Below are 18,868 nucleotides of genomic sequence, written 5' to 3' on the forward strand. Positions count from 1 at the left end.
GGATGTCAGCGGCGGGCGTCAGCCCATGCTGCCGGGCATGAAGCAACGCGCCTTCGGGTGACCGTCTATGTAGTAGGGCCACACGATGGGTCGGCCGGACAGGTTCGGTCCGGGCACGACGGCTTCGTTCGGAACGTCAACCCACTCGCCATCGATGCGCACCCGATAATGGCCATTCCTGGTTTCCCAGTCGACGTCGTCGATGTGCTGCGCATCCGTGCCATCGCAGCAGGGACCCTTGCTGCTATGCAAGCCCTCGTACCAACCGTTCAATTCGGGGTGCTGGTGATCGTGGGCGAGAGCGCCGCCGGTTGTTGTGATGAGCAGCATAACGACAAGAGCAACAGGCGTCGCATGCCAATAATGACTGTCCATCAATCGGCATTGCTCCAATGAATGCAGGCGGGAGCGCGACACGTTCGCGGTGTCGGCATCTACCTGAGTTGGTCCCTGCCACCGCGCAACTCGGCAGCGAATTGTATGTTCCTATTCGCAACTCGCCGGAGGTGGAGAGGTGACCCGATCGGCCTGAGTCCACGGATGCTTGTTCCAAGCTACGCGATGAAGTTTTCGTGACCGTCGATCGGCGATAGCTGCGGGATTTGGCAAAGTCAGGTTGACAGCCTGGAGATCAGGGTTTTTGATGTGTGTACGGGGATGTGCGATCTCCCCGCGAGGCGACATGCCCAAGAATCGCGTCCTGTCACCAAGGGCGCACCATGTCGTCATACACATCGATCTCATCCGAAAAATTATCCCGTCTCATCGGCACGGCGAAGGCGCCGACGCTTGTCGACGTTCGTCTCGATGAAGATTTCGCCGCCGATCCGCGCCTGATTCCGGGCGCGGTCCGCTACTCCCATCTCGGCGTCCAGGACTGGGCTTCCCGCCTCGCCGGCCAGTCGGTGGTCGTGGTCTGCCAGAAGGGACAGAAGCTTTCCGAAGGCACCGCCGCCTGGCTCCGCTGCAGCAACATCGCGGCCGAGATTCTCGAGGGCGGCCACCTCGGCTGGCGGGAAGCGGAGCTACCGACCGTTCCCGCCGACAAGATTCCAAAACGCGACGGGCGGGGTCGTACCGTCTGGGTGACGCGATCGCGGCCGAAGATCGACCGCATCGCCTGTCCATGGCTGATCCGCCGCTTCGTCGATCCCGCGGCCGTGTTCCTGTTCGTCACATCGGCGGAGGTCGAGGCGGTGGCCGAACGGTTCGACGCCACGCCGTTCGACATCGAGAACGTGTTCTGGAGCCACCGCGGCGAGCTCTGCACCTTCGACGTGATGGTCAAGGAATTCGGACTCGCGACGCCGGCGCTGGAGCGGCTCGCGACGATGGTGCGGGCGGCCGATACCGCGCGGCTCGAGCTTTCGCCGGAGGCGCCCGGGCTACTCGCCGCCTCGCTCGGCCTGTCGCGCATGTTCGACGACGACCTCGAACAGTTGAGCGCCGGGCTGCTGCTCTACGACGCCTTCTACCGATGGTGCCGCGATGCGACCAAGGAGACGCACAACTGGCCGACCAGCAAGGTGAAGCCATGACCGACGTCGCAACGACAGCGAAGGCGCGCGGGCATGAGCCCGCGCACGGCATCTCCTTCAACGAGGCGCTGCTGGTCTGGATACGCGTCGCCATCCTGAGCTTTGGCGGGCCGGCTGGCCAGATCGCGGTGATGCATCGCATCCTGGTCGAGGAGAAGAACTGGATATCGGAGGGGCGTTTCCTGCACGCCCTCAATTACTGCATGCTGCTGCCGGGGCCGGAGGCGCAGCAGCTGGCGACCTATATCGGCTGGCTGCTGCACCGGACGCTCGGCGGCATCGTGGCGGGCGGATTATTCATCCTGCCCGGCATCTTCGCCATCATGGGCCTCAGCTATATCTACGCGGCATATGGCAATGTCGGGTTTGTCGAGGCGCTGTTCTTCGGCCTGAAGGCGGCGGTGCTGGCCATCGTGATCCAGGCCGTGGTGCGGGTCGGCAAGCGCGCGCTGCGCAACCGGGTGATGATCGCGCTCGCGGCGATCGCCTTTGTCGCGATCTTCTTCTTCGCCGTGCCGTTTCCGCTGATCATCGGCGCCGCCGCGGTCACAGGGCTGGTCGGCGCACGCCTCGGCCGGAGCGAATTTGCGGCGATCGAGCATGGCGGCAAGAATTCCGCCGTGATCGACAGCATGCTCGGTGAAGCGGTGCCGGACCATGTCCGTCCCAACGCATCGCGCACTCTGCGGGTCGGCGCCATCTGGCTCGCGCTCTGGCTGGTGCCGGTGTTCGCCCTGCTGATTGCCTTGGGACCCGGCGACGTGTTCACCCAGATCGCGATCTTCTTCAGCAAGATGGCGATGGTGACGTTCGGCGGCGCCTACGCCGTGCTTGCCTATGTCGCGCAACAGGCCGCCGACTATTATCACTGGGTCAGCCCGCGCGAGATGCTGGACGGGCTCGGCATGGCCGAGACCACGCCCGGACCGCTGATCATGGTGGTGCAGTTCGTGGGCTTCATGGCCGCGTTCCGCGAGGCAAGCGGGCTGTCGCCGATGTTGGCCGCCACACTCGGCGGGTTGCTGGCGACATGGGTGACGTTCACGCCGTGCTTCCTGTGGATCTTCGTCGGGGCGCCCTACATCGAGGCGCTGCGCGGCAACAAGGCGCTGGCGGGCGCGCTTTCGGCGATCACCGCCGCCGTGGTCGGCGTGATCCTCAATCTGTCGATCTGGTTCGCGCTGCACACGCTGTTTCGGCAAACATTCCCGGTGCACGGGCTAGGCCTGTCGTTCGACGCGCCGGTGCCCGCTAGCCTCGACTGGCCGGCGCTGGCGCTGTCGATCGCCGCCGCGATCGCGATCTTCCGCTTCAATGCGGGGATGCTCAGCGTCCTCGCCGCCTCCTGCATCACGGGCATACTGCTGCGCCTCGCCGGCATCATCTGAGCGGAACGGCGCGCAGCTTGAGAACCTGGGGCAGCACAACACAACCAGGAGAACAACCATGCAGAAACGAAAACTATCCCGCCTGATCCTTGCGCTCGCGATCGCGGGCGGCGCCCTGCCCGCCTACGCCCTGACGCAGGACGAGTTGGTCGCGAAACTTCAAGCTGCCGGCTACGCCCAGGTCACCGACGTCAAGTCGACGGCCGAGGGCACGACGGCGAAGGCGATGAAGAACGGCAAGCCGGTGCGGCTCGTGATCGACAGCAGCGGCCAGGTCAAGGAGCGGGACTGAGCTCCCGCGCGCGCGAAAGTCGTCAACCGATCGATGGAGTGACAATCATGATGAGAGCAATTGTGGTCCTGTGCATGGCGGTGCTGGGGCCGGGCGCAACCCTGGCAGCGCCGGCTGCCCTCGATGAGCGGCAGGACGCGGCCGTGACAATGCAGGCGGCGATGGTCTACCCGCAAGGGAGCGAGACGCTGCGCGGCGTCGTCGATCGCGTCGATGAACGCAACGACACGCTGCTGATCCGGTTATCTCCGGACCGGATCGAACGGTTCAAGGTCCAGGACGGCCTGATCTTCAATGCCGTCCGCTTCGGCGATCCCGTCGAAATCGCGGTGCAGAACATCGCCGGGTTCCGCACCATTGTCGGGCTCTCGAAGCAATAGAGCCACGATCCGAAGCATCGAAAGAGATTCAAGGGAGCAATCCAATGCGACACACGATTTCGGCGCTGATCGGCGTCAGTGCCTGTCTCTTCGCCACAGGCGGGAGCGCGCAAAAGATCGACTGGCAGGTGTTCACCGAGCCGTTCGTCTCGTCGGCACATGCGCAGGCGATCGACTGGCAGAAGGTCGACGACACGCTGGGCAGAAAGCCCGCCGTGACCGGTGACGTGCATCGCTACGGTTTTCCGCGGAGCGATCTGACGGTGACGCTCGACGGCATCACCATCAAGCCGGCGCTGGCGCTCGGCGGCTGGGTTGCCTTCAAGCCCATGCACGACGACGTCATGGCGATGGGCGACCTGGTGCTGCTCGAATCCGAAATCAACCCTGTGATGCTGAAGATGATCGGAAACGGCCTGCAGATCACGGCCGTGCACAACCATTTGCTCGGCGCGAGCCCGGCCACCTTCTACATGCACGTCGCCGGCCACGGCGACCCGGTCAAGATCGCCGCCGCGATCCGAGATGGCCTTGCGGAAAGCAAGACGCCGCTCAAGGCCGCAGCGCCGGCCGCGCCGCCGCCGACCATCGATCTCGATACCGCGCAGCTCGATCAGATCATCGGCGTCAAGGGCCAGGCCAATGGCGGCGTCTATCAGTTCAACGTGCCCCGCCGCGATCCGATCACCGAACAGGGCATGGCGTTGAGCCCGGTTGGCCCGATGGGCGTCGCGATCGGCATCAACTTCCAGCCGACCGGCGGCGGCAAGGCGGCGATCACCGGCGATTTCGTGCTGACAAATGACGAGGTCAACCCCGTCATCATGGCGCTGCGGACCCACGGCATCGACGTCACCGCGCTGCACAGCCACATGCTGGACGAACAGCCGCGCCTGTTCTTCATGCATTTCTGGGCCAATGACGACGCCGTGAAACTCGCCAAAGGCTTGCGTGCCGCGCTGGACAAGACGGCCACGACAAAAGGCTGAGCCTGGTCTCGGAGGGATCAACTATGCGAAGCCTCACGGTCATGTCCATGGTTGTCGTCGGAGTTCTTGTGGGCATGGACGCTGCGATCGGCCAGACCAGCTGTCAGGTCTGCGCCGATCAGCAAAAGGCGTGCATGAAGAACTATGCCGGGCCGACCTGCAAGTCCGAGTATCAGATGTGCAAGAAAGCCTGCAAGAAGTGACAGGGGCGCCCTTGGGCTGAAGTGAGATGCTGACGATGCGCACGCTGCTCAGGAGTGCCCGCGTGATGCTGCGCATTGCCGCCACATTGCTTGCGATCGCGCTGACATCGGCTCGGCCGGCGCCGGCGGACGATGGCAAGATCGTCGTCTTTGTCTGCCAGCACGGCGTGGTGAACAGCCAGATGGCGGCGGCCTATTTCAACAAGGCGGCCCAGGAGCGCGGATTGCGGTTCAGGGCGGTCTCGCGCGGCATCGACCTTTATCGGTCGGTGCCGGTCAGGGTCCAGGATGGCCTTGCACTCGATGGTCTGGAGGCAGCCAACACGCCGCAACAGCTGACCGTGGACGACATCGCCGCGGCGGACCAGGTGGTGGCTTTCGATCAGATACCCGCCGAGCAGCGCGGACGGGCCGACGTGACCTACTGGTCCGGCATTCCCTTGGGTATCGATGACTATGAGTCGGCCCGGGATCAGATCGTCCGGCGTATCGACGCACTCATTCCGACGCTGGCAGCGGCAACCGAACCGGCAGGAGACAAGACGCCTCTCCAGCTCGAAACGAAGATCCTGCTCGGCGATGTCCGCGGTCGGATCGATCACCTGGCGGTCGACCTGAAGCGGCAGCGACTGTTCGTGGCCGAGCTCGGCAATGACAGCGTCGGGGTCGTCGATCTGGCGGCGCGCAGTTTGCTTCGAACCATTACCGGATTGAGCGAACCCCAAGGCGTCGGCTATGAGCCGTCGACCGACACCCTCTACGTCGCCAACGCCCGCGATGGATCGGTGCGGCTGTACGATGCCAACGCGTACAAGGCGACCGGACGAATCGAACTCGGCAGCGACGCCGACAACATCCGGATCGACGCGGCCGCCAAGCGCGTCATCGTCGGTTATGGCGATGGTGGCCTGGCAGTCGTCGACCCATCCACCCGGACCAAGGTTCGGAGCTTACCTCTTAAGGCACATCCGGAAAGCTTCCAGCTTCAGCCCGATGGTGGGCGCATCTTTGTCAACCTGCCTGACGCGAGAGCCGTCGCGATGGTGGACATTGCTTCCGGGAAACAACTCACCAGCTGGCCGTTGGACAAGGGCGGTAATTTCGCGATGGCCATCGATCACGAACGAAGCCGCGTTCTCCTGGTGTATCGCAGTCCGGCCGAGCTTGCCGCCTTTTCGACCGACGGCAAGGCGATTGCAGCCGCCGGCACTTGCGGCGATGCCGACGACCTCTTTGTAGATGCAAAGCGCGGACGCATTTACGTGAGCTGCGGCGGTGGATACGTCGATGTATTTGAGATTGATGGAGCGGCCTATCGAATGATCGCGCGCCTGCCGACGGCGACGGGCGCACGAACATCGCTCTTTGTGCCGGAGCTGGACCGTCTGTTTGTTGCGGTCCGCGCGGGGCCTGCGGGACCGGCGGCAATCTGGGTGTTCAAGCCAATGCCTTGAGATCGACTTTGTGGGGAGACGGCGCATGTGGAAACGCAGCCGGGGCTTTCGCAGCTGCTCGATAGGCCTTGCGCCGAGCTTCATGGCCGCTTGGGGACTGATCGCATGGTCCGGCCCCGCCTCGGCCTATCGCCCCTTCGATGGCACCGATGCCGCCGTTGCCAGGAAGGGGGAGATGGAGGTCGAGTTGCAGCCGGCAGGACGTTTGCGTGATGAGAGCGGAACAAGCCTGATCGCGCCGGCCTGGGTTCTCAACTACGGTCTGAGCGAGGATTGGGAAGCCGTCTTCGAAGGCCAGGGACAAACGTCGCTCTCTCCGCCCGGCCCAACCAGCCTGACCGCAGCCGGAGCGTTTCTCAAACACGTGGTCGTACCCGGCAGCCTGCAGGACAAGACCGGTCCGAGCATTGCGACCGAATTTGGCGTCCTTCTTCCTGACAGCACCGGCAATTCGGGGGTTGGCGTCAGTCTGGCCGGCATCGTCTCGCAGCGCTGGGATTGGGGCACCATTCACTTGAACGCCGAGACCGCCATCACCCGCGACCATCATGGCGACGTGTTCGTGGGTGCGATTGTCGAAGGGCCAACGACCTGGACGGTGCGCCCCGTCGCCGAGATATTCTACGAGAACGAGTTTGGAAAGGAGGAGACGTTCTCGGGGTTGGTCGGGCTGATCTATCGTGTGCGCGACGACCTCAGCTTCGACATCGCGGTCCGGCACGCGCTCACCGGAGGCCATCCGGTAAACGAAATACGTGCGGGCTTGACCTTCGGCTTTCCGCTTTCCTTCTTCGAACGTCACGCCACGCGCCAGGCGCAGCCAATTCCGCCTCGCTAGCTACTGGCGGTCCCGGCTCTCAGGATGGGCGCGCCAATCGCGGCCGACCGTTTGATGCTCGTCGGGGGTGGGTGCCTTGCCGGCGTGGTCCTTCTCGCCGCCTTCGGCCTTCCAGTCACGCCCGATCTTGACGTCCTCGGCACGACTGCGATCCTGCTCGCGGGTTTGCTCCGACTGATGCGGCGGTTGGGCCTGCTGGACAGGCGTAGATTGTGCCTTCACATCGCTACCGACGAATGCAAAGGTCAGCACTACTGCGGAGATGAATGCAACCGGTGTGGAGTTTTTCATGGCGTTGTCCTTTCCTCTTGCTCCGCACTAACGCTCCGTCATCGCCTTTGTTCGGAAACAAACGGCCTTCTGGCTGCACATGGTGGTCGGAACCGAGCGCTCTGCACGCGAACAGTGACGGTCAATATTTCGGCCGGTGCGAAGTGGCCCATTCGCGCGCGTGTTCGATCGGCACCCGCTGCACGGCGGCGCGAACCTTTTGCGTTGCGGGCAGATTGTCCATGCGCTCCCGCCAGCGGCAGAATGCCGGGAATTTCGGATACATCGACTGCCCTTCGGCGGTGAGGCTGAAGGCGAACGTGCTGGGCAGCAGATAGAAATCCGCAATCGAGAGCTCGTCCCCAAGCAAAAAATCCTTGCCGTGCGCAAGCTGGCGCTCGGCCACCGCAAGCCCCGTCTCGACCTTGGGCAGCGCATGTGCCACGACTTTCTCGTCGGGGGCGATGCCGAGCTCCGGGAAAACCAGACGCTCATGCGTCACGTGGTAGATCATGTAGGGGTAGTAATAGCTGTTTACGGCGCTGATCCACTGGTTCATGCGCGCCCGCGCCTTGATGTCTTTCGGCGTCAGCGACACGCCGCCAAAGGCTTCGTCGACATAGGCGACGATTGCGCTGGTTTCATAGACGGTGAGATCACCGTGCTTAAGGATCGGGACGCGGTCGAACGGGTGGAGCGCCAGGTGATCGGGTTTTCCCATCACCGGCTCAAGGTCTTGAAATTGGTAGGCCACGTCCTTGTGCGTCAGGATCAGGCGGACGATGTTGACAAAGGTACTGCGTGGAAAGCCGTAGACGATTGGATCGGACATCTGTTTTCTCTCTTTTGATTTTTGTCTGTCAGCGCCAGAACGGTTTGGCAGCTTCGCGCAGCGCCTCCTCGCGCGTCAGGCCAAGATCGCGAAGCAGGTGCGGATCATCGGCAATCTCGCGTAGCGCCATGCGCTGAAACGGCCGGTCAAGCCAGTTCCACCATCCTGGGCGCCGGAAGCCTGGTGACGTTCCTGAGCAGGATTGGTGAACTGGAGTGGCCGGATCGGCGGCGGGCACCGGAGGGATCGACCATATATCGGTTAAAAGGACGGACACGACAGGCTCCAAATTGCTTGAAATGCTTCACTGGAGCTGTTCAATAATGGTGCGGGGCGGTTTCCCGCAAAGCATCGTTTCTCGTGCCTGCCCTAATTTTTCTCATGAAGTCGTGCGATGCGCCCACGCCTTCCGCCGCTCAATGCCCTGAAGGCCTTCGAGGCCGCCGCACGCCACGAGAGTTTTACGCGCGCGGCCGAAGAGCTTTGTGTCACGCAGGGCGCGGTCAGCCATCAGGTGAAAGCGCTGGAAGCGGAGCTCGCGATCAAGCTGTTCAACCGCGAGCGCCAGCGCCTGATCATCACCGAGGCCGGGCGCGACTATCTCGCTGTCGTGCGCGACGCGCTCGATCGCATCGCGATCGGCACCGAGCGGCTATTGCTGCGGCAGAATACCGGTGTGCTCACGGTTTCGACCTCGCCGGATTTTGCTGCGAAATGGCTGGTGCACCGGCTCGGCCACTTTGTTGAGGCGCATAGCGGCATCGATCTGCGCGTCTCCGCCACGCTGCACCACGTCGACTTCGCGCGCGAGGAAGTGGATCTCGCGGTGCGCCATGGCGACGGCAACTGGCCGGGGCTTGACGCGGTGCGGCTGAGCCCGGAGCGGCTATTTGCCGTGTGCAGCCCAAAGCTATTGTCCGGCAAGCGACGCCTGAGCAACCCCGCTGACATCCTGAAACTTCCGCTGATCCATATGGACAGTCGCGCCGACTGGAAGAACTGGCTTCAGGAAGCGGGACTTGACGATGCTGCCGCCACGCATGGCCCGGTCCTCAATCGCGCCAGCATGGTGATTGATGCCGCCATCAATGGGCAAGGCATTGCGCTGGCGCGCACCACGCTGGCGGCATGGGACCTCATCAACGGCCATCTGGTACGTCCATTTCCGCAGGCGCTGGCGTTGTCGAAGACCTACTGGATCGTCTGCCCGAGGGCGACCGCAAACCTGCCGAAGATCGTGACGTTTCGCGACTGGTTGCTCTCGGAGGCCGCAAGCGACCTGCGCCGGCTCAAAGACCTCGGCGGAACCTCTCATCGGCTGAAGTGAGTGCCGGCAGGCTTCCAAATGCATGGAACAGCGTTGCCGCACTCGCGATTGTCGTGGGACGCACGACCCACCATGCATGGAGTCCGATCATTGCTGAAGCTGTACAGGTCGGCGACCTCCGATTGGCGGAGTATCGGCGCGGAATTGCCGTCCGAGATCATCTGGATCGATCTGCTCGAACCCACCGAGGACGAAAAGCAGTTCGTCGAGCGCGCGCTCGACATCCGCGTCCCGTCCGAGCGATCGTTGAGCGAGATCGAGGCGTCGAGCCGACTGATCACCGATCATGACCGGCTCTATCTGAGCTCGCCGGCGGTGCGGCTCGACGACAACAACGAAGCCGAGATCACCAATATCGGCTTCGTGATCGGCCCAAAGGTGCTGGTCACGGTAAGGTTTGCGCAGCTGACCACGTTCGACGACGTCATGAAGCGGATCGGCACCGACAAGAGCCTGCAGAACGGCATGTGCGTGTTCACTGCGCTGCTCGAGGCCATGATCGATCGCGGCGCCGACGTGCTGGAGCATCTCGGCGCCAAGACCGACAGGCTGTCGCGGGGCGTCTTTAGGGGCGGCCTGGTGCGGAGCAAGCGTCCGGTGCGCTCCAGCCGCAAGCTGCGCGAGGCGCTGGAGAACATCGGCGAGCTCGCCGATCGCCTGGCGAAGGCGCGCGACGTGCTGCTCGGCGTCGGCCGAGTCGCGAGCTTCGCCGATGACGTCGGCAATGAATGGATCACGTCGGCATCGAAGCGCCGGCTCGAGGCCGTCTCCAAGGATGTGGCTTCGCTGGGTGATTACGAGACCCGGCTGTCGGACAAGATCCAGCTGCTGCTGGACGCCGTGCTCGGCTTCATCAACATCCAGCAGAACGACCTGTTCAAAATCCTGACCATCGTGTCGGTGGTCGGCGTTCCCCCGACCATCCTGGTCGGGGTCTGGGGCATGAATTTCAAGGAGATGCCGGAGCTGAGCTGGACCTTCGGCTATCCCTTGGCCTGGGCCGCGATCATCGCCAGCGGCATCCTGCCGGTGCTCTGGTTCAAGCGGCACGGCTGGTTCGACTAAACAAGCGAAGTTGAAACGCCGCCGCGTTATCCGCGTTGAGAACCTGCCTGCGCGTCTATAAATCTGAAGCTGCCCCACTCGCCCATTTGGCGTGGTCATCCCCCACCGAAGAGTTCAGCCTATGCGCCCCTACATCATCTGCCACATGGGCACGTCGATCGACGGCCGGCTTCATCCCAGCCGCTTCACCAAGGCCGCCGCCGGCATCCCGGCCGAGGTGCTGCGCGGCCACTACGAAAGGATCCATGACGGCTTCAATGCCGATGGATGGATCATCGGCCGCGTCACCATGAACGAGATGGCCAAGGGAGCGGAGCGCCATATCGCCAACCCACTGAGGCTGCCGCGCGAGGCGTATCTCGGCAACCGTAACGGCCGCAAGCTTGCTGTCGGCATCGATCCGTCGGGCCGCGTGCATTTCGGCAAGGACAATGTCGGCGGCGATCACGCCGTCGCAGTGCTGGGCGAGCAGGTGTCCGATGCACATCTCGCCGAGCTGCGCGAGGACGGTGCGTCCTATCTGTTTGGCGGCACCAAGGGCGACGATCTGCCGGGCGCCATGGCGCAGCTCGCGTTGCTGTTCGGCGCCAGGACGCTGCTGCTCGAAGGCGGCGGCGGGATCAACGGCGCCTTCCTCAAGCATGGACTGATCGACGAATTCAGCACATTGATCTTTCCGGCGGTCGACGGCGTCGCCGGCTCACAAAGCATCGTCGACTATCATGGCCCCGAAGGCGACCGCCCAGGCGCCGGACAATCGCTCCGGCTCACCCATTGCGAGACGCTGGAAGGCGGCATGGTCTGGCTGCGTCACGCGGTAGAGCGCGCGCCGGATTAAGCGCGCCTATGGCTTGGGATTCTCCACCCAGCCGGTCCGGCACGCGGCGACGAAGAACGCGACGCCGCGCGCGACATGGGCATCGATCTCGGGATCGAGCGCCTTCAGATCCACCTCAAACAGCGCCCGGAGCAGCATCGGCACCGCGATGATGTCGAGGAACATCCGCGCCGTGGTCGGCAACTGCTCCGGCGCGAAGGCCGGCAGCTTGCCGAGCTCGTCGGATTGCGTCAGGTCGCGCAGCAGGTGAATGCCGAGCTCGGTGCTGAGCGCGCGCGCCCTGCGGTTGACGTTGGCGGCGAGATCCGGGAAGCGGTGCGCCTCCGCGATGGCGAGCCGCATCAGGCCAATCCGGTCGGCATCGAAGCCCCAATGCAGCAGGGTCGAGGCAACGCTGGTGAGGCGCTCCTCGATGTTCGCACCGACCGGCGGATCGGCCTTGAACTCGGCAATGCGTGCCAGGATGTCCCGCGTCACCACTTCCGTGAACAGCGCCCGCTTGTCGCGAAAGCGCGCATAGATCGTCCGCTTGCCGGAGCGCGCGACTTCCGCGATCTCGTCGATGCTCGCGCCCTCGAACCCGCGCTGCAGGAAGACCTTGCGCGCGGCATCGAGAATCCGCGCATCGACCTCGCCGGCGAGCTCCTTCGGCGGCCGGCCGGCGCGCACCTCGACCGGCCTGGTTTTCGGCGCCCGCGGCTTCTTCAGGGTGCTGGTGGTCATCGCATCGACCCGGGTTCGATGGGCCGGTCAGGCCGGCAATATCAGGCAATATAGCCTTATCACATCTTGTTGTAAATAGAACGATACAGTTCCGTTTCTATTGACGGCGCACGGTGGCGGGACTATTTGCCGCATAGAACGGAACGGTTCCGTTCCTTTTGTGAAGGCACTCGCCTGACAGCAGGAGCCGCCATCATGTTTGAAGACACTGTCTTGGAGCGCGACCAACCGGGCCACCAGGGCATCGAGGGTGCCCCCTCGGCGCCGGCCTCGCATGAGCCTGACCGGCCCGCGGTCACCGCACGGGCTCCGGCGCAGGAGCATCCCGCGGGCAAGCAATCCGCCCCGCCGGCAACAATCCCGCCGGAGGTCATCGGCAAGGCAACACGGCGCAGCTTTCTCCGCCGCCGTCCGGTCGTCTCCGCGATCGGCGCCGTGCTGCTCGCCGCAGCGATCGGCGGCGGCTATCTCTACATGGACTACAGCGCGCATTTCGAATCCACCGACGACGCCTTCATCGCGGCGCGGCAGTCGGCGCTCGCGCCGAAGATCTCCGGCTACATCACCGCCGTCCCGGTCACCGACAACCAGCATGTCGCGGCCGGCGACGTGATCGCCCGGCTCGACGACCGCGACTATCGCGTCGCGCTGGCGCAGGCCGAGGCGCAGGTCGCGGCCGCGCGCGCCAGCATCGAGAATGTCGATGCGCAGCTCGACGTGCAGCAGGCGCAGATTGCTGCCAATCAGGCGCAGGTCGACCAGGCGCAGGCGGCGCTGGTGTTCGCCCAGCAGCAGGCGACGCGCTACCAGCATCTGGAGCAATCCGGCTACGGCACGGTGCAGAATTCCGAGCAGTTCACCTCGCAGCTGCATCAGCAGCAGGCTGCGCTGCTGAGCGCGCAGGCGACGCTCAACCTCGCGCAGCGCCAGGTCGAGTCGCTGAAGGCGCAGCGCAAGAGCGCGGTCGCCAACCTCGCCCAGGCCGAGGCGCAGCGCGACCAGGCCAAGCTCAATCTGTCCTATACGACGGTCATCGCCGCGCAGCCGGGCCGCGTCGTCAACCTGTCGGCCGCGGTCGGCCAGTTCGCCCAGGCCGGCACCAACCTCACGATGTTCGTGCCCGACCAGACCTGGGTTACCGCGAACTACAAGGAGATCCAGCTCGACAAGATGCGGCCGGGCGAGAGCGTGACGATGAAGATCGACGCCTATCCCGGACGCACCATCCAGGGCCATGTCGAGAGCGTGCAGCCGGGCTCCGGCACCGCGTTCTCGCTGCTGCCGGCGCAGAACGCCACCGGCAACTACGTCAAGATCGTGCAGCGCGTGCCGGTGAAGATCGTGATGGACAACCCGCCAGCCGACGTCGCGCTCGGCCCGGGCATGTCCGTCGTCCCGACGGTGCGGATCGATGCCGCGCCGTCCCTCTTCGAGCGCCTCGAGAAGTCGAGCCTCGGGAGGCTGTGATGAATGCCGCCGCCATCGACGCGAAAGGTTTCTCGACTCCGAATGTCACCGTCAATCCCTGGCTGATCGCCATCGTGGTCGCGCTCGCGAGCTTCATGGAGGTGCTCGACACCACCATCGCCAACGTGGCGCTGCCCTATATCGCCGGCGGCATGGGCGTGAGCGAGGACGAGGCCTCCTGGGTGGTCACCACCTATCTGGTGTCCAACGCCATCATCCTGACCGCCTCCGGCTTTCTCGCCCGCACGCTCGGGCGCAAGACCTTCTTCCTGATCTGCCTCGGCATCTTCACGGTCAGCTCGATCCTGTGCGGTTTCGCGCCCAATCTGAACGCGCTGCTGCTGTTCCGTATCCTGCAGGGTCTTGGCGGCGGCGGCATGGTGCCGGTGGCGCAATCGATTCTCGCCGATGCGTTCCCGCCGGCCAAGCGCGGGCAGGCGTTCGCGGTGTTCGGCATTGCCGTCGTGGTGGCGCCGGTGGTCGGGCCGACGCTCGGCGGCTGGCTGTCCGACAACCTGTCGTGGCACTGGTGTTTCCTGATCAACGCGCCGGTCGGCGTGTTCGCGATCGCTCTGATCGCGGCCGTGCTGCAGGAGCCCGCGACCGCGAAAGCCAAGGGAGCGCAGCCCCAGGACAACAGGTTCGACTTCATCGGCTTCGCGCTGGTCGCGACCTTCCTCGGCGCGCTCGAGGTGGTGCTCGACCGCGGCCTCGAGGACGACTGGTTCGCCTCGCCTTTCATCATCACCTTTGCGGCGATCTGCGCCGCGGCGTTCGTGCTGATGATCCCGTGGGAGATGACCCGGCGCAATCCGATGATCGACCTGCGCATGGTCGCAACCCGGCAGTTCGGCGCCTGCTTCCTGGTGATGCTGGCGACAGGCGCCATCCTGCTCGCGACCACGCAATTCCTGCCGCAGCTGGTGCAGCAGGACTTCGGCTACACCGCGACCTGGGCCGGCCTCGTGCTCTCGCCCGGCGGCGTCGTCACCATGATGATGATGTTCGCGGTCGGCCGGCTCGCCGCCAGGGTGCAGCCGAAATACCTGATCGTTGCCGGTGCGCTGGTGATCGCCGCCTCGATGTACAGCATGACCAACGTGTATGGCGATCTCGGCTTCTGGTTCATGGCGCGCTCGCGCATGCTGATCGGCGTCGGCCTGCCGCTGATCTTCGTGCCGATCATGGCGGCGTCCTATGACGGCATTCCCGCCGGGAAGACCGACCAGGCCTCCGCGCTGATCAACGCGGCGCGCAACACCGGCGGCTCGATCGGCGTCTCGATCGTGTCCAACGTGCTGACGCATCGCCAGCAATTCCACCAGAGCCGGCTGGTCGAGCAGGTGACGCCGTCAAGCCCGCAATACCAGGACACGCTGCACCAGGTCACCGACTTCTTCGTCGCCCAGGGCAATTCGCTGGCGCAGGCGCATCAACAGGCGATCCAATGGATCGGGCAGCAGGTGCAGACCCAGGCCTCGTTCCTGTCCTACATGGATGCGTTCTGGGTCCTGATGCTGATCTCGCTCTCCGCCATCCCGCTGGCGCTGACCTTGCGCAAGGTCAAGCTCGGCGGCCCCGCTCCCATGGGTCATTGATCCCGGCGCGGGCATGGATGCGCTACGGCAGAATGCAGACGTGGCGCGGCCGCGCTATCGACCGGACAGGTCCGCGCGCCACGCGCGGGCCTTCGCGGTCGTCTCCTCGACGAAACGCGTTTTGCCGTTGCGATAGGCCGCGATGTCCTCTCTTGCGGCGGCAGCGAGGGCCTGCTTGGTATCCGCGTAGGCGCGGGCCGCCTCGGGGTGCGCGCGAAGATAGTCGCGAAACACCAGCAGCGTTTCCCAGCGCGGATTGGATGGCTCCATCAGATGCAGATGATGGGTCCACGGCCCCGGAGGGCCCTTGCGGAAGAACAACTCGCCGGGCAGCCACGCCGCGTATTCCGGTATGTAGTGGTAACCGAGCGCCTCGATCGGCCTGAAGCAGCGCTCCCGTGCCTCCGCGAGGCTGGGGACACCGACCATCAGGTCGATGATCGGCTTCGACGGCAAGCCCGGAACCGCGGTGCTTCCGACATGCTCGATGGCCAGGACCAGCGAGCCGAGCGCGTGCTCGATCCCCGCGCGCTCCGTCGCGAACATGGCCGGCCAGTTGGGGTCATAGTCGAGGACAACGATTGGCCCGGCGCCGTATTTCTCCATGGCACACCCTGATTGCTTGCCGCGAGGTCTCCTTCGCGGGTCAATCAAACCATGATGAGGCTAGGTTCGACCAGAGGCGCGCCGCCGGTGGCCGCGCCACCACAGGCCGAAGGCGATCGTGACCGCGGCAGCCAGCGAGAACCAGGTGATGGCATACTGCATGTGGTCGTCCTTGAGCCGCACCTTGAGCGGTCCGGGCTTCGGCGTGCCGCTGTCGGGCACCGGGGCCTCGAGGTCGATATAGAACGGTGCGACCTGGCCCCAGCCGAGCGCTTGCGCCATCGCGCGATGATCGCGCACGAACCACAGCCGCTTCGAGATATCTTCCTTCGGCGTCAGCCGGCCCGGTGGCTCGGGAAAGCGGATATAGCCCGTCAGCTCAACCGGCGCGCCGGTGACGAGGCGGCCGACGACGCGATCCTCGAAGGCGCGATCCTGCATCGTGTTCTGGACAAAGCCGGTGTTGATCACGACGGTCTCGCCGCTGGCGAGCTTCGCCGGCAGCAACGCCCAGGTGCCGGGGCCCGAAATGTCGTCGCGCACCGCGGAGCCGGAGCTGAACACCATCGCGTCGGGCTGCTTCGCATAGGTCGCGGTCAGGGTGACGCGGCGGAATTCATCCTTGGCGGAGGTCAGCGTCGGCCATGCCGACGGCGGCGGCAGCGCCTCGGTCGGCGCGGCCAGCCGCGCATCGAGCGCCGCGATCAGCGCGTGCTTTTCGACCCGGCGCTGCAATTGCCAGAAGCCAAGGGCGATAAACACCGCGATCAGGATCAACGTGAAAATGCCGAAGCCGGCCGCGCTCGGCCGGCGCGTCGTCGTATCATTCATTTCGGGTCGCGCTCGATCAATTGGCCTTCGGCGGCCTTGTGGTGGAATTGCAGCGCGATCAGAAGTGCCTTCATCGATCGTAGCGGCAGGATCGTTGTGACCAGGATCAACGGCAGCCACAGCGCGGCATGCACCCAGAACGGCGGCTGGTACTTCACCTCGACGATCAGCGCCGCCGCGACCACGATGGCGCCGGCCAGCATGATGACGAAGATCGCCGGCCCGTCGCCGGAATCGATGAAGGCGAAGTCGAGGCCGCAGGCCTGGCAGCGCGGCGCCAGCGTCAGGAAGCCGGAATAGAGCTTGCCCTTGCCGCAGCGCGGGCAGCGGCAGGCGATGCCGCGCAGTGCGCTCTCAGTGACGGTCGGCGGGGTATCGGTCATCGGTTCTCTTCAAAAACAAAGGGGCGGCCATTCGGCCGCCCCCTCTTAGCACGTCGGCCGGCAATTAGTGTGCGCCGTGGGCCATCGTCTCGGCGCCGTGGCCCCAGACGTAGATGCAGATGAACAGGAACAGCCAGACCACGTCGACGAAGTGCCAGTACCAGGCGGCAAACTCGAAGCCGAGGTGCTGCTTCGGCGTGAAGTGGCCGGCATAGGCGCGGATCAGGCAAACCAGCAGGAAGATGGTGCCGACCAGCACGTGGAAGCCGTGGAACCCGGTCGCCATGAAGAAGGTCGCGCCATAGACGTTGCCGCCGAACGAGAACGTCGCATGGGCGTACTCATAGGCCTGCACGCAGGTGAAGAGAGCGCCGAGGATCACGGTGAGGATCAGGCCCTGCTTGAGGCCCTGGCGGTCGTTCTCGAGCAGCGCATGGTGCGCCCAGGTGACCGTGGTACCCGAGGTCAGGAGCAGCAGCGTGTTGAGCAGTGGCAGATGCCAGGGATCGAAGGTCTCGATGCCGTGCGGCGGCCAGGTGCCCGGCACCGAGCAGGCGCCCATCGCCGTGCCGGCGCCGCAGCCGAACACCGCATCGCGCGTGGCGTGCACCGCGTCGGCCGGGAACAGCGCCGCATTGAAGAAGGCCCAGAACCAGGCGACGAAGAACATCACCTCGGAGGCGATGAACAGAATCATGCCGTAGCGGTGGCTGATCTGCACCACGCGGGTGTGGTCGCCCTTGTACTGAGCTTCCCTGATCACGTCGCCCCACCAGCTCGCCATCGTGTAGAGCACGCCGATGGTGCCGACGCCGAACACGATCGGGGCGGCGGAGAACATGTGATGCATCCAGCCGATCGCGCCAAACGCCATGATGAAGGCCGAGATCGAGCCGACCACCGGCCACGGGCTCGGGTCGACGAGATGATAGTCGTGATGCTTGACTTGCGCCTCAGCCATTGCCGTCTCTCCATTCGCGTGCCGCAAGGCACGTCTTAAATCTTAAATTCCAAAACTAGCCGCCCTTGCGCTGCTCCGCCTCGCCCGCCGCCACGGGCTTCGGCGCGGCGTCGCGCACGGGGAAGAAGGTGTAGGACAGGGTGATCGTCTTCAGCGTGTCGTTCTCGCTGTCCTTGGCCAGCGCCGGATCGACATAGAACACCACGGCCATCTCGCGCTTTTCGCCCGGCGCCATGGTCTGTTCGGTGAAGCAGAAGCAGTTGATCTTCTGGAAATAGGCGCCGACCGTCAGCGGCGCGACATTGTAGGACGCCTGGCCGGTCGTGGTGCGCGCCGACTGGTTGGTCACGGTGTAGTAGACCGTGACCACCTGGCCGATCTTGACGTCGATCGTGTTCTGCTCCGGCTCGAACTTCCAAGGCAGGCCCGGCGCGACGTTGGAATCGAAGCTGACCGCAATGGTGCGCGCGAGCGGCGCATCCGAAGGCACCGAGGTCGCGACCTGGGTGGTGCCGTTGAAGCCGGTGGTGCGGCAGAACCAGTTATAGAACGGCACGGCCGCGTAGGACGCGCCGACCATCAGCACCACGACGAAGCCGCAGATCGAGGCAACCACGGCGTCGCGCGTCAGCGTGCGGCGCGTGACCTTGGCGCCCTCACCCTGCTGCGGTCCCTGGTTCGCCATCTCACTCACAGCGGCCGCACCAGCACGGCTGGCCCCTTGACGAGGGTGACGGCGAAGAACAGCACGACCAGGATGCCGAGCGCGAGCGCGATGGCGATCGAGCGCTGGCGGCGGCTCTTGAGCTGCGCCTCGGTGAGGACGATTCCTTCTGGTTCGCGTTTCTCGTCCATTGATATCCCATGCGCCCCCATCTTGCCCCC

At 64.7% G+C, this 18,868-nt stretch carries 24 protein-coding genes; 13 read left to right on the forward strand and 11 right to left on the reverse strand.

The window, feature by feature from the left end:
• Positions 1-18 precede the first annotated feature (18 nt).
• Complete coding sequence (locus tag QA639_RS38725) at positions 19-375, reverse strand: hypothetical protein (protein WP_244482372.1); 357 nt, start codon at positions 373-375, stop codon at positions 19-21.
• A 344-nt stretch (positions 376-719) separates the two neighbouring features.
• Between QA639_RS38725 and QA639_RS38730 the strand changes: the two genes are divergently transcribed.
• The 8 genes from QA639_RS38730 (at position 720) to QA639_RS38765 (ending at position 7,082) form a co-directional block, all read left to right on the forward strand.
• Positions 720-1,538 carry a chromate resistance protein ChrB domain-containing protein gene (locus QA639_RS38730; RefSeq protein ID WP_157347226.1) on the forward strand — a complete coding sequence of 273 codons (819 nt, stop codon included), beginning with the start codon at positions 720-722 and terminating at the stop codon, positions 1,536-1,538.
• Positions 1,535-2,926: a chromate efflux transporter gene (gene chrA / locus QA639_RS38735; protein WP_028334650.1), complete on the forward strand. Its 1,392-nt coding sequence runs from the start codon at positions 1,535-1,537 to the stop codon at positions 2,924-2,926. Before QA639_RS38730 ends, chrA begins: the two co-directional genes overlap by 4 nt.
• Positions 2,927-2,984: 58 nt before the next feature.
• A complete protein-coding gene (locus QA639_RS38740) occupies positions 2,985-3,218 on the forward strand; it encodes a hypothetical protein (protein ID WP_028334649.1) in 234 nt (77 codons plus the stop codon).
• Positions 3,219-3,292: 74 nt separating this feature from the next.
• Positions 3,293-3,598, forward strand: coding sequence for a hypothetical protein (locus tag QA639_RS38745; protein ID WP_157347228.1), 306 nt, complete (start codon positions 3,293-3,295; stop codon positions 3,596-3,598).
• A gap of 44 nt (positions 3,599-3,642) precedes the next feature.
• Positions 3,643-4,587: a DUF1259 domain-containing protein gene (locus QA639_RS38750; RefSeq protein ID WP_157347230.1), complete on the forward strand. Its 945-nt coding sequence runs from the start codon at positions 3,643-3,645 to the stop codon at positions 4,585-4,587.
• 74 nt (positions 4,588-4,661) lie between these two features.
• Positions 4,662-4,790, forward strand: coding sequence for a hypothetical protein (locus tag QA639_RS38755; RefSeq protein WP_276519530.1), 129 nt, complete (start codon positions 4,662-4,664; stop codon positions 4,788-4,790).
• 35 nt (positions 4,791-4,825) lie between these two features.
• The gene (locus QA639_RS38760) at positions 4,826-6,244 is read left to right on the forward strand and encodes an arsenate reductase/protein-tyrosine-phosphatase family protein (RefSeq protein WP_244978706.1); all 1,419 of its coding nucleotides are present in this window, start codon (positions 4,826-4,828) and stop codon (positions 6,242-6,244) included.
• A 25-nt stretch (positions 6,245-6,269) separates the two neighbouring features.
• Complete coding sequence (locus QA639_RS38765; RefSeq protein WP_244978707.1) at positions 6,270-7,082, forward strand: hypothetical protein; 813 nt, start codon at positions 6,270-6,272, stop codon at positions 7,080-7,082.
• Here the strand turns inward: QA639_RS38765 and QA639_RS38770 are convergent, their stop codons facing one another.
• The 3 genes from QA639_RS38770 to QA639_RS38780 all read right to left on the reverse strand — a co-directional run bounded on the left by QA639_RS38770 (position 7,083) and on the right by QA639_RS38780 (position 8,461).
• Positions 7,083-7,373 (reverse strand): hypothetical protein, encoded by a 291-nt coding sequence (locus QA639_RS38770; RefSeq protein ID WP_157347234.1) that lies wholly within the window; start codon positions 7,371-7,373, stop codon positions 7,083-7,085.
• 121 nt (positions 7,374-7,494) lie between these two features.
• Positions 7,495-8,184: a glutathione S-transferase family protein gene (locus QA639_RS38775; protein WP_028334643.1), complete on the reverse strand. Its 690-nt coding sequence runs from the start codon at positions 8,182-8,184 to the stop codon at positions 7,495-7,497.
• A 28-nt stretch (positions 8,185-8,212) separates the two neighbouring features.
• Positions 8,213-8,461, reverse strand: coding sequence for a DUF1127 domain-containing protein (locus QA639_RS38780; RefSeq protein ID WP_157347236.1), 249 nt, complete (start codon positions 8,459-8,461; stop codon positions 8,213-8,215).
• Between the two features lie 117 nt (positions 8,462-8,578).
• On the opposite strand from QA639_RS38780, the gene QA639_RS38785 reads away from it, so the two are divergent.
• From QA639_RS38785 to QA639_RS38795, 3 genes are all read left to right on the forward strand, one after another.
• On the forward strand, positions 8,579-9,511 hold the full coding sequence (locus QA639_RS38785) for a transcriptional regulator GcvA (RefSeq protein WP_157347239.1): 933 nt from the start codon (positions 8,579-8,581) through the stop codon (positions 9,509-9,511).
• Positions 9,512-9,601: 90 nt separating this feature from the next.
• On the forward strand, positions 9,602-10,576 hold the full coding sequence (locus tag QA639_RS38790; protein ID WP_028334641.1) for a magnesium transporter CorA family protein: 975 nt from the start codon (positions 9,602-9,604) through the stop codon (positions 10,574-10,576).
• Positions 10,577-10,697: 121 nt separating this feature from the next.
• A complete protein-coding gene (locus QA639_RS38795; RefSeq protein ID WP_157347241.1) occupies positions 10,698-11,414 on the forward strand; it encodes a dihydrofolate reductase family protein in 717 nt (238 codons plus the stop codon).
• A gap of 6 nt (positions 11,415-11,420) precedes the next feature.
• Here QA639_RS38795 and QA639_RS38800 read toward each other — a convergent pair whose 3' ends face one another.
• Positions 11,421-12,137, reverse strand: coding sequence for a TetR/AcrR family transcriptional regulator (locus QA639_RS38800; protein ID WP_157347243.1), 717 nt, complete (start codon positions 12,135-12,137; stop codon positions 11,421-11,423).
• A 213-nt stretch (positions 12,138-12,350) separates the two neighbouring features.
• Here QA639_RS38800 and QA639_RS38805 point away from each other — a divergent pair, with 213 nt between their 5' ends.
• Positions 12,351-13,604, forward strand: a complete 1,254-nt coding sequence (locus tag QA639_RS38805; RefSeq protein WP_157347297.1) for an HlyD family secretion protein — start codon at positions 12,351-12,353, stop codon at positions 13,602-13,604.
• Positions 13,604-15,202 (forward strand): DHA2 family efflux MFS transporter permease subunit, encoded by a 1,599-nt coding sequence (locus QA639_RS38810; protein WP_157347245.1) that lies wholly within the window; start codon positions 13,604-13,606, stop codon positions 15,200-15,202. Before QA639_RS38805 ends, QA639_RS38810 begins: the two co-directional genes overlap by 1 nt.
• 54 nt (positions 15,203-15,256) lie before the next feature.
• On the opposite strand, the gene QA639_RS38815 is transcribed toward QA639_RS38810, so the two are convergent.
• The 6 genes from QA639_RS38815 to QA639_RS38840 form a co-directional block, all read right to left on the reverse strand.
• Entirely contained in the window at positions 15,257-15,808 is a 552-nt protein-coding gene (locus QA639_RS38815) for a GrpB family protein (RefSeq protein WP_157347247.1), read from the reverse strand.
• Positions 15,809-15,868: 60 nt separating this feature from the next.
• Positions 15,869-16,639: an SURF1 family protein gene (locus tag QA639_RS38820; protein WP_157347249.1), complete on the reverse strand. Its 771-nt coding sequence runs from the start codon at positions 16,637-16,639 to the stop codon at positions 15,869-15,871.
• The gene (locus tag QA639_RS38825; RefSeq protein WP_026191934.1) at positions 16,636-17,022 is read right to left on the reverse strand and encodes a DUF983 domain-containing protein; all 387 of its coding nucleotides are present in this window, start codon (positions 17,020-17,022) and stop codon (positions 16,636-16,638) included. The genes QA639_RS38820 and QA639_RS38825 overlap by 4 nt, the downstream gene beginning before the upstream one ends.
• Positions 17,023-17,086: 64 nt before the next feature.
• The gene (locus QA639_RS38830; protein WP_028334634.1) at positions 17,087-17,983 is read right to left on the reverse strand and encodes a cytochrome c oxidase subunit 3; all 897 of its coding nucleotides are present in this window, start codon (positions 17,981-17,983) and stop codon (positions 17,087-17,089) included.
• Positions 17,984-18,038: 55 nt separating this feature from the next.
• Positions 18,039-18,668, reverse strand: coding sequence for a cytochrome c oxidase assembly protein (locus QA639_RS38835; protein WP_028334633.1), 630 nt, complete (start codon positions 18,666-18,668; stop codon positions 18,039-18,041).
• Between the two features lie 5 nt (positions 18,669-18,673).
• Positions 18,674-18,838 (reverse strand): hypothetical protein, encoded by a 165-nt coding sequence (locus QA639_RS38840; protein WP_028334632.1) that lies wholly within the window; start codon positions 18,836-18,838, stop codon positions 18,674-18,676.
• Positions 18,839-18,868: the final 30 nt, after the last annotated feature.

Origin of the sequence: Bradyrhizobium pachyrhizi, assembly GCF_029714545.1 — a bacterium.
Taxonomy (GTDB): Bacteria; Pseudomonadota; Alphaproteobacteria; order Rhizobiales; family Xanthobacteraceae; genus Bradyrhizobium; species Bradyrhizobium pachyrhizi.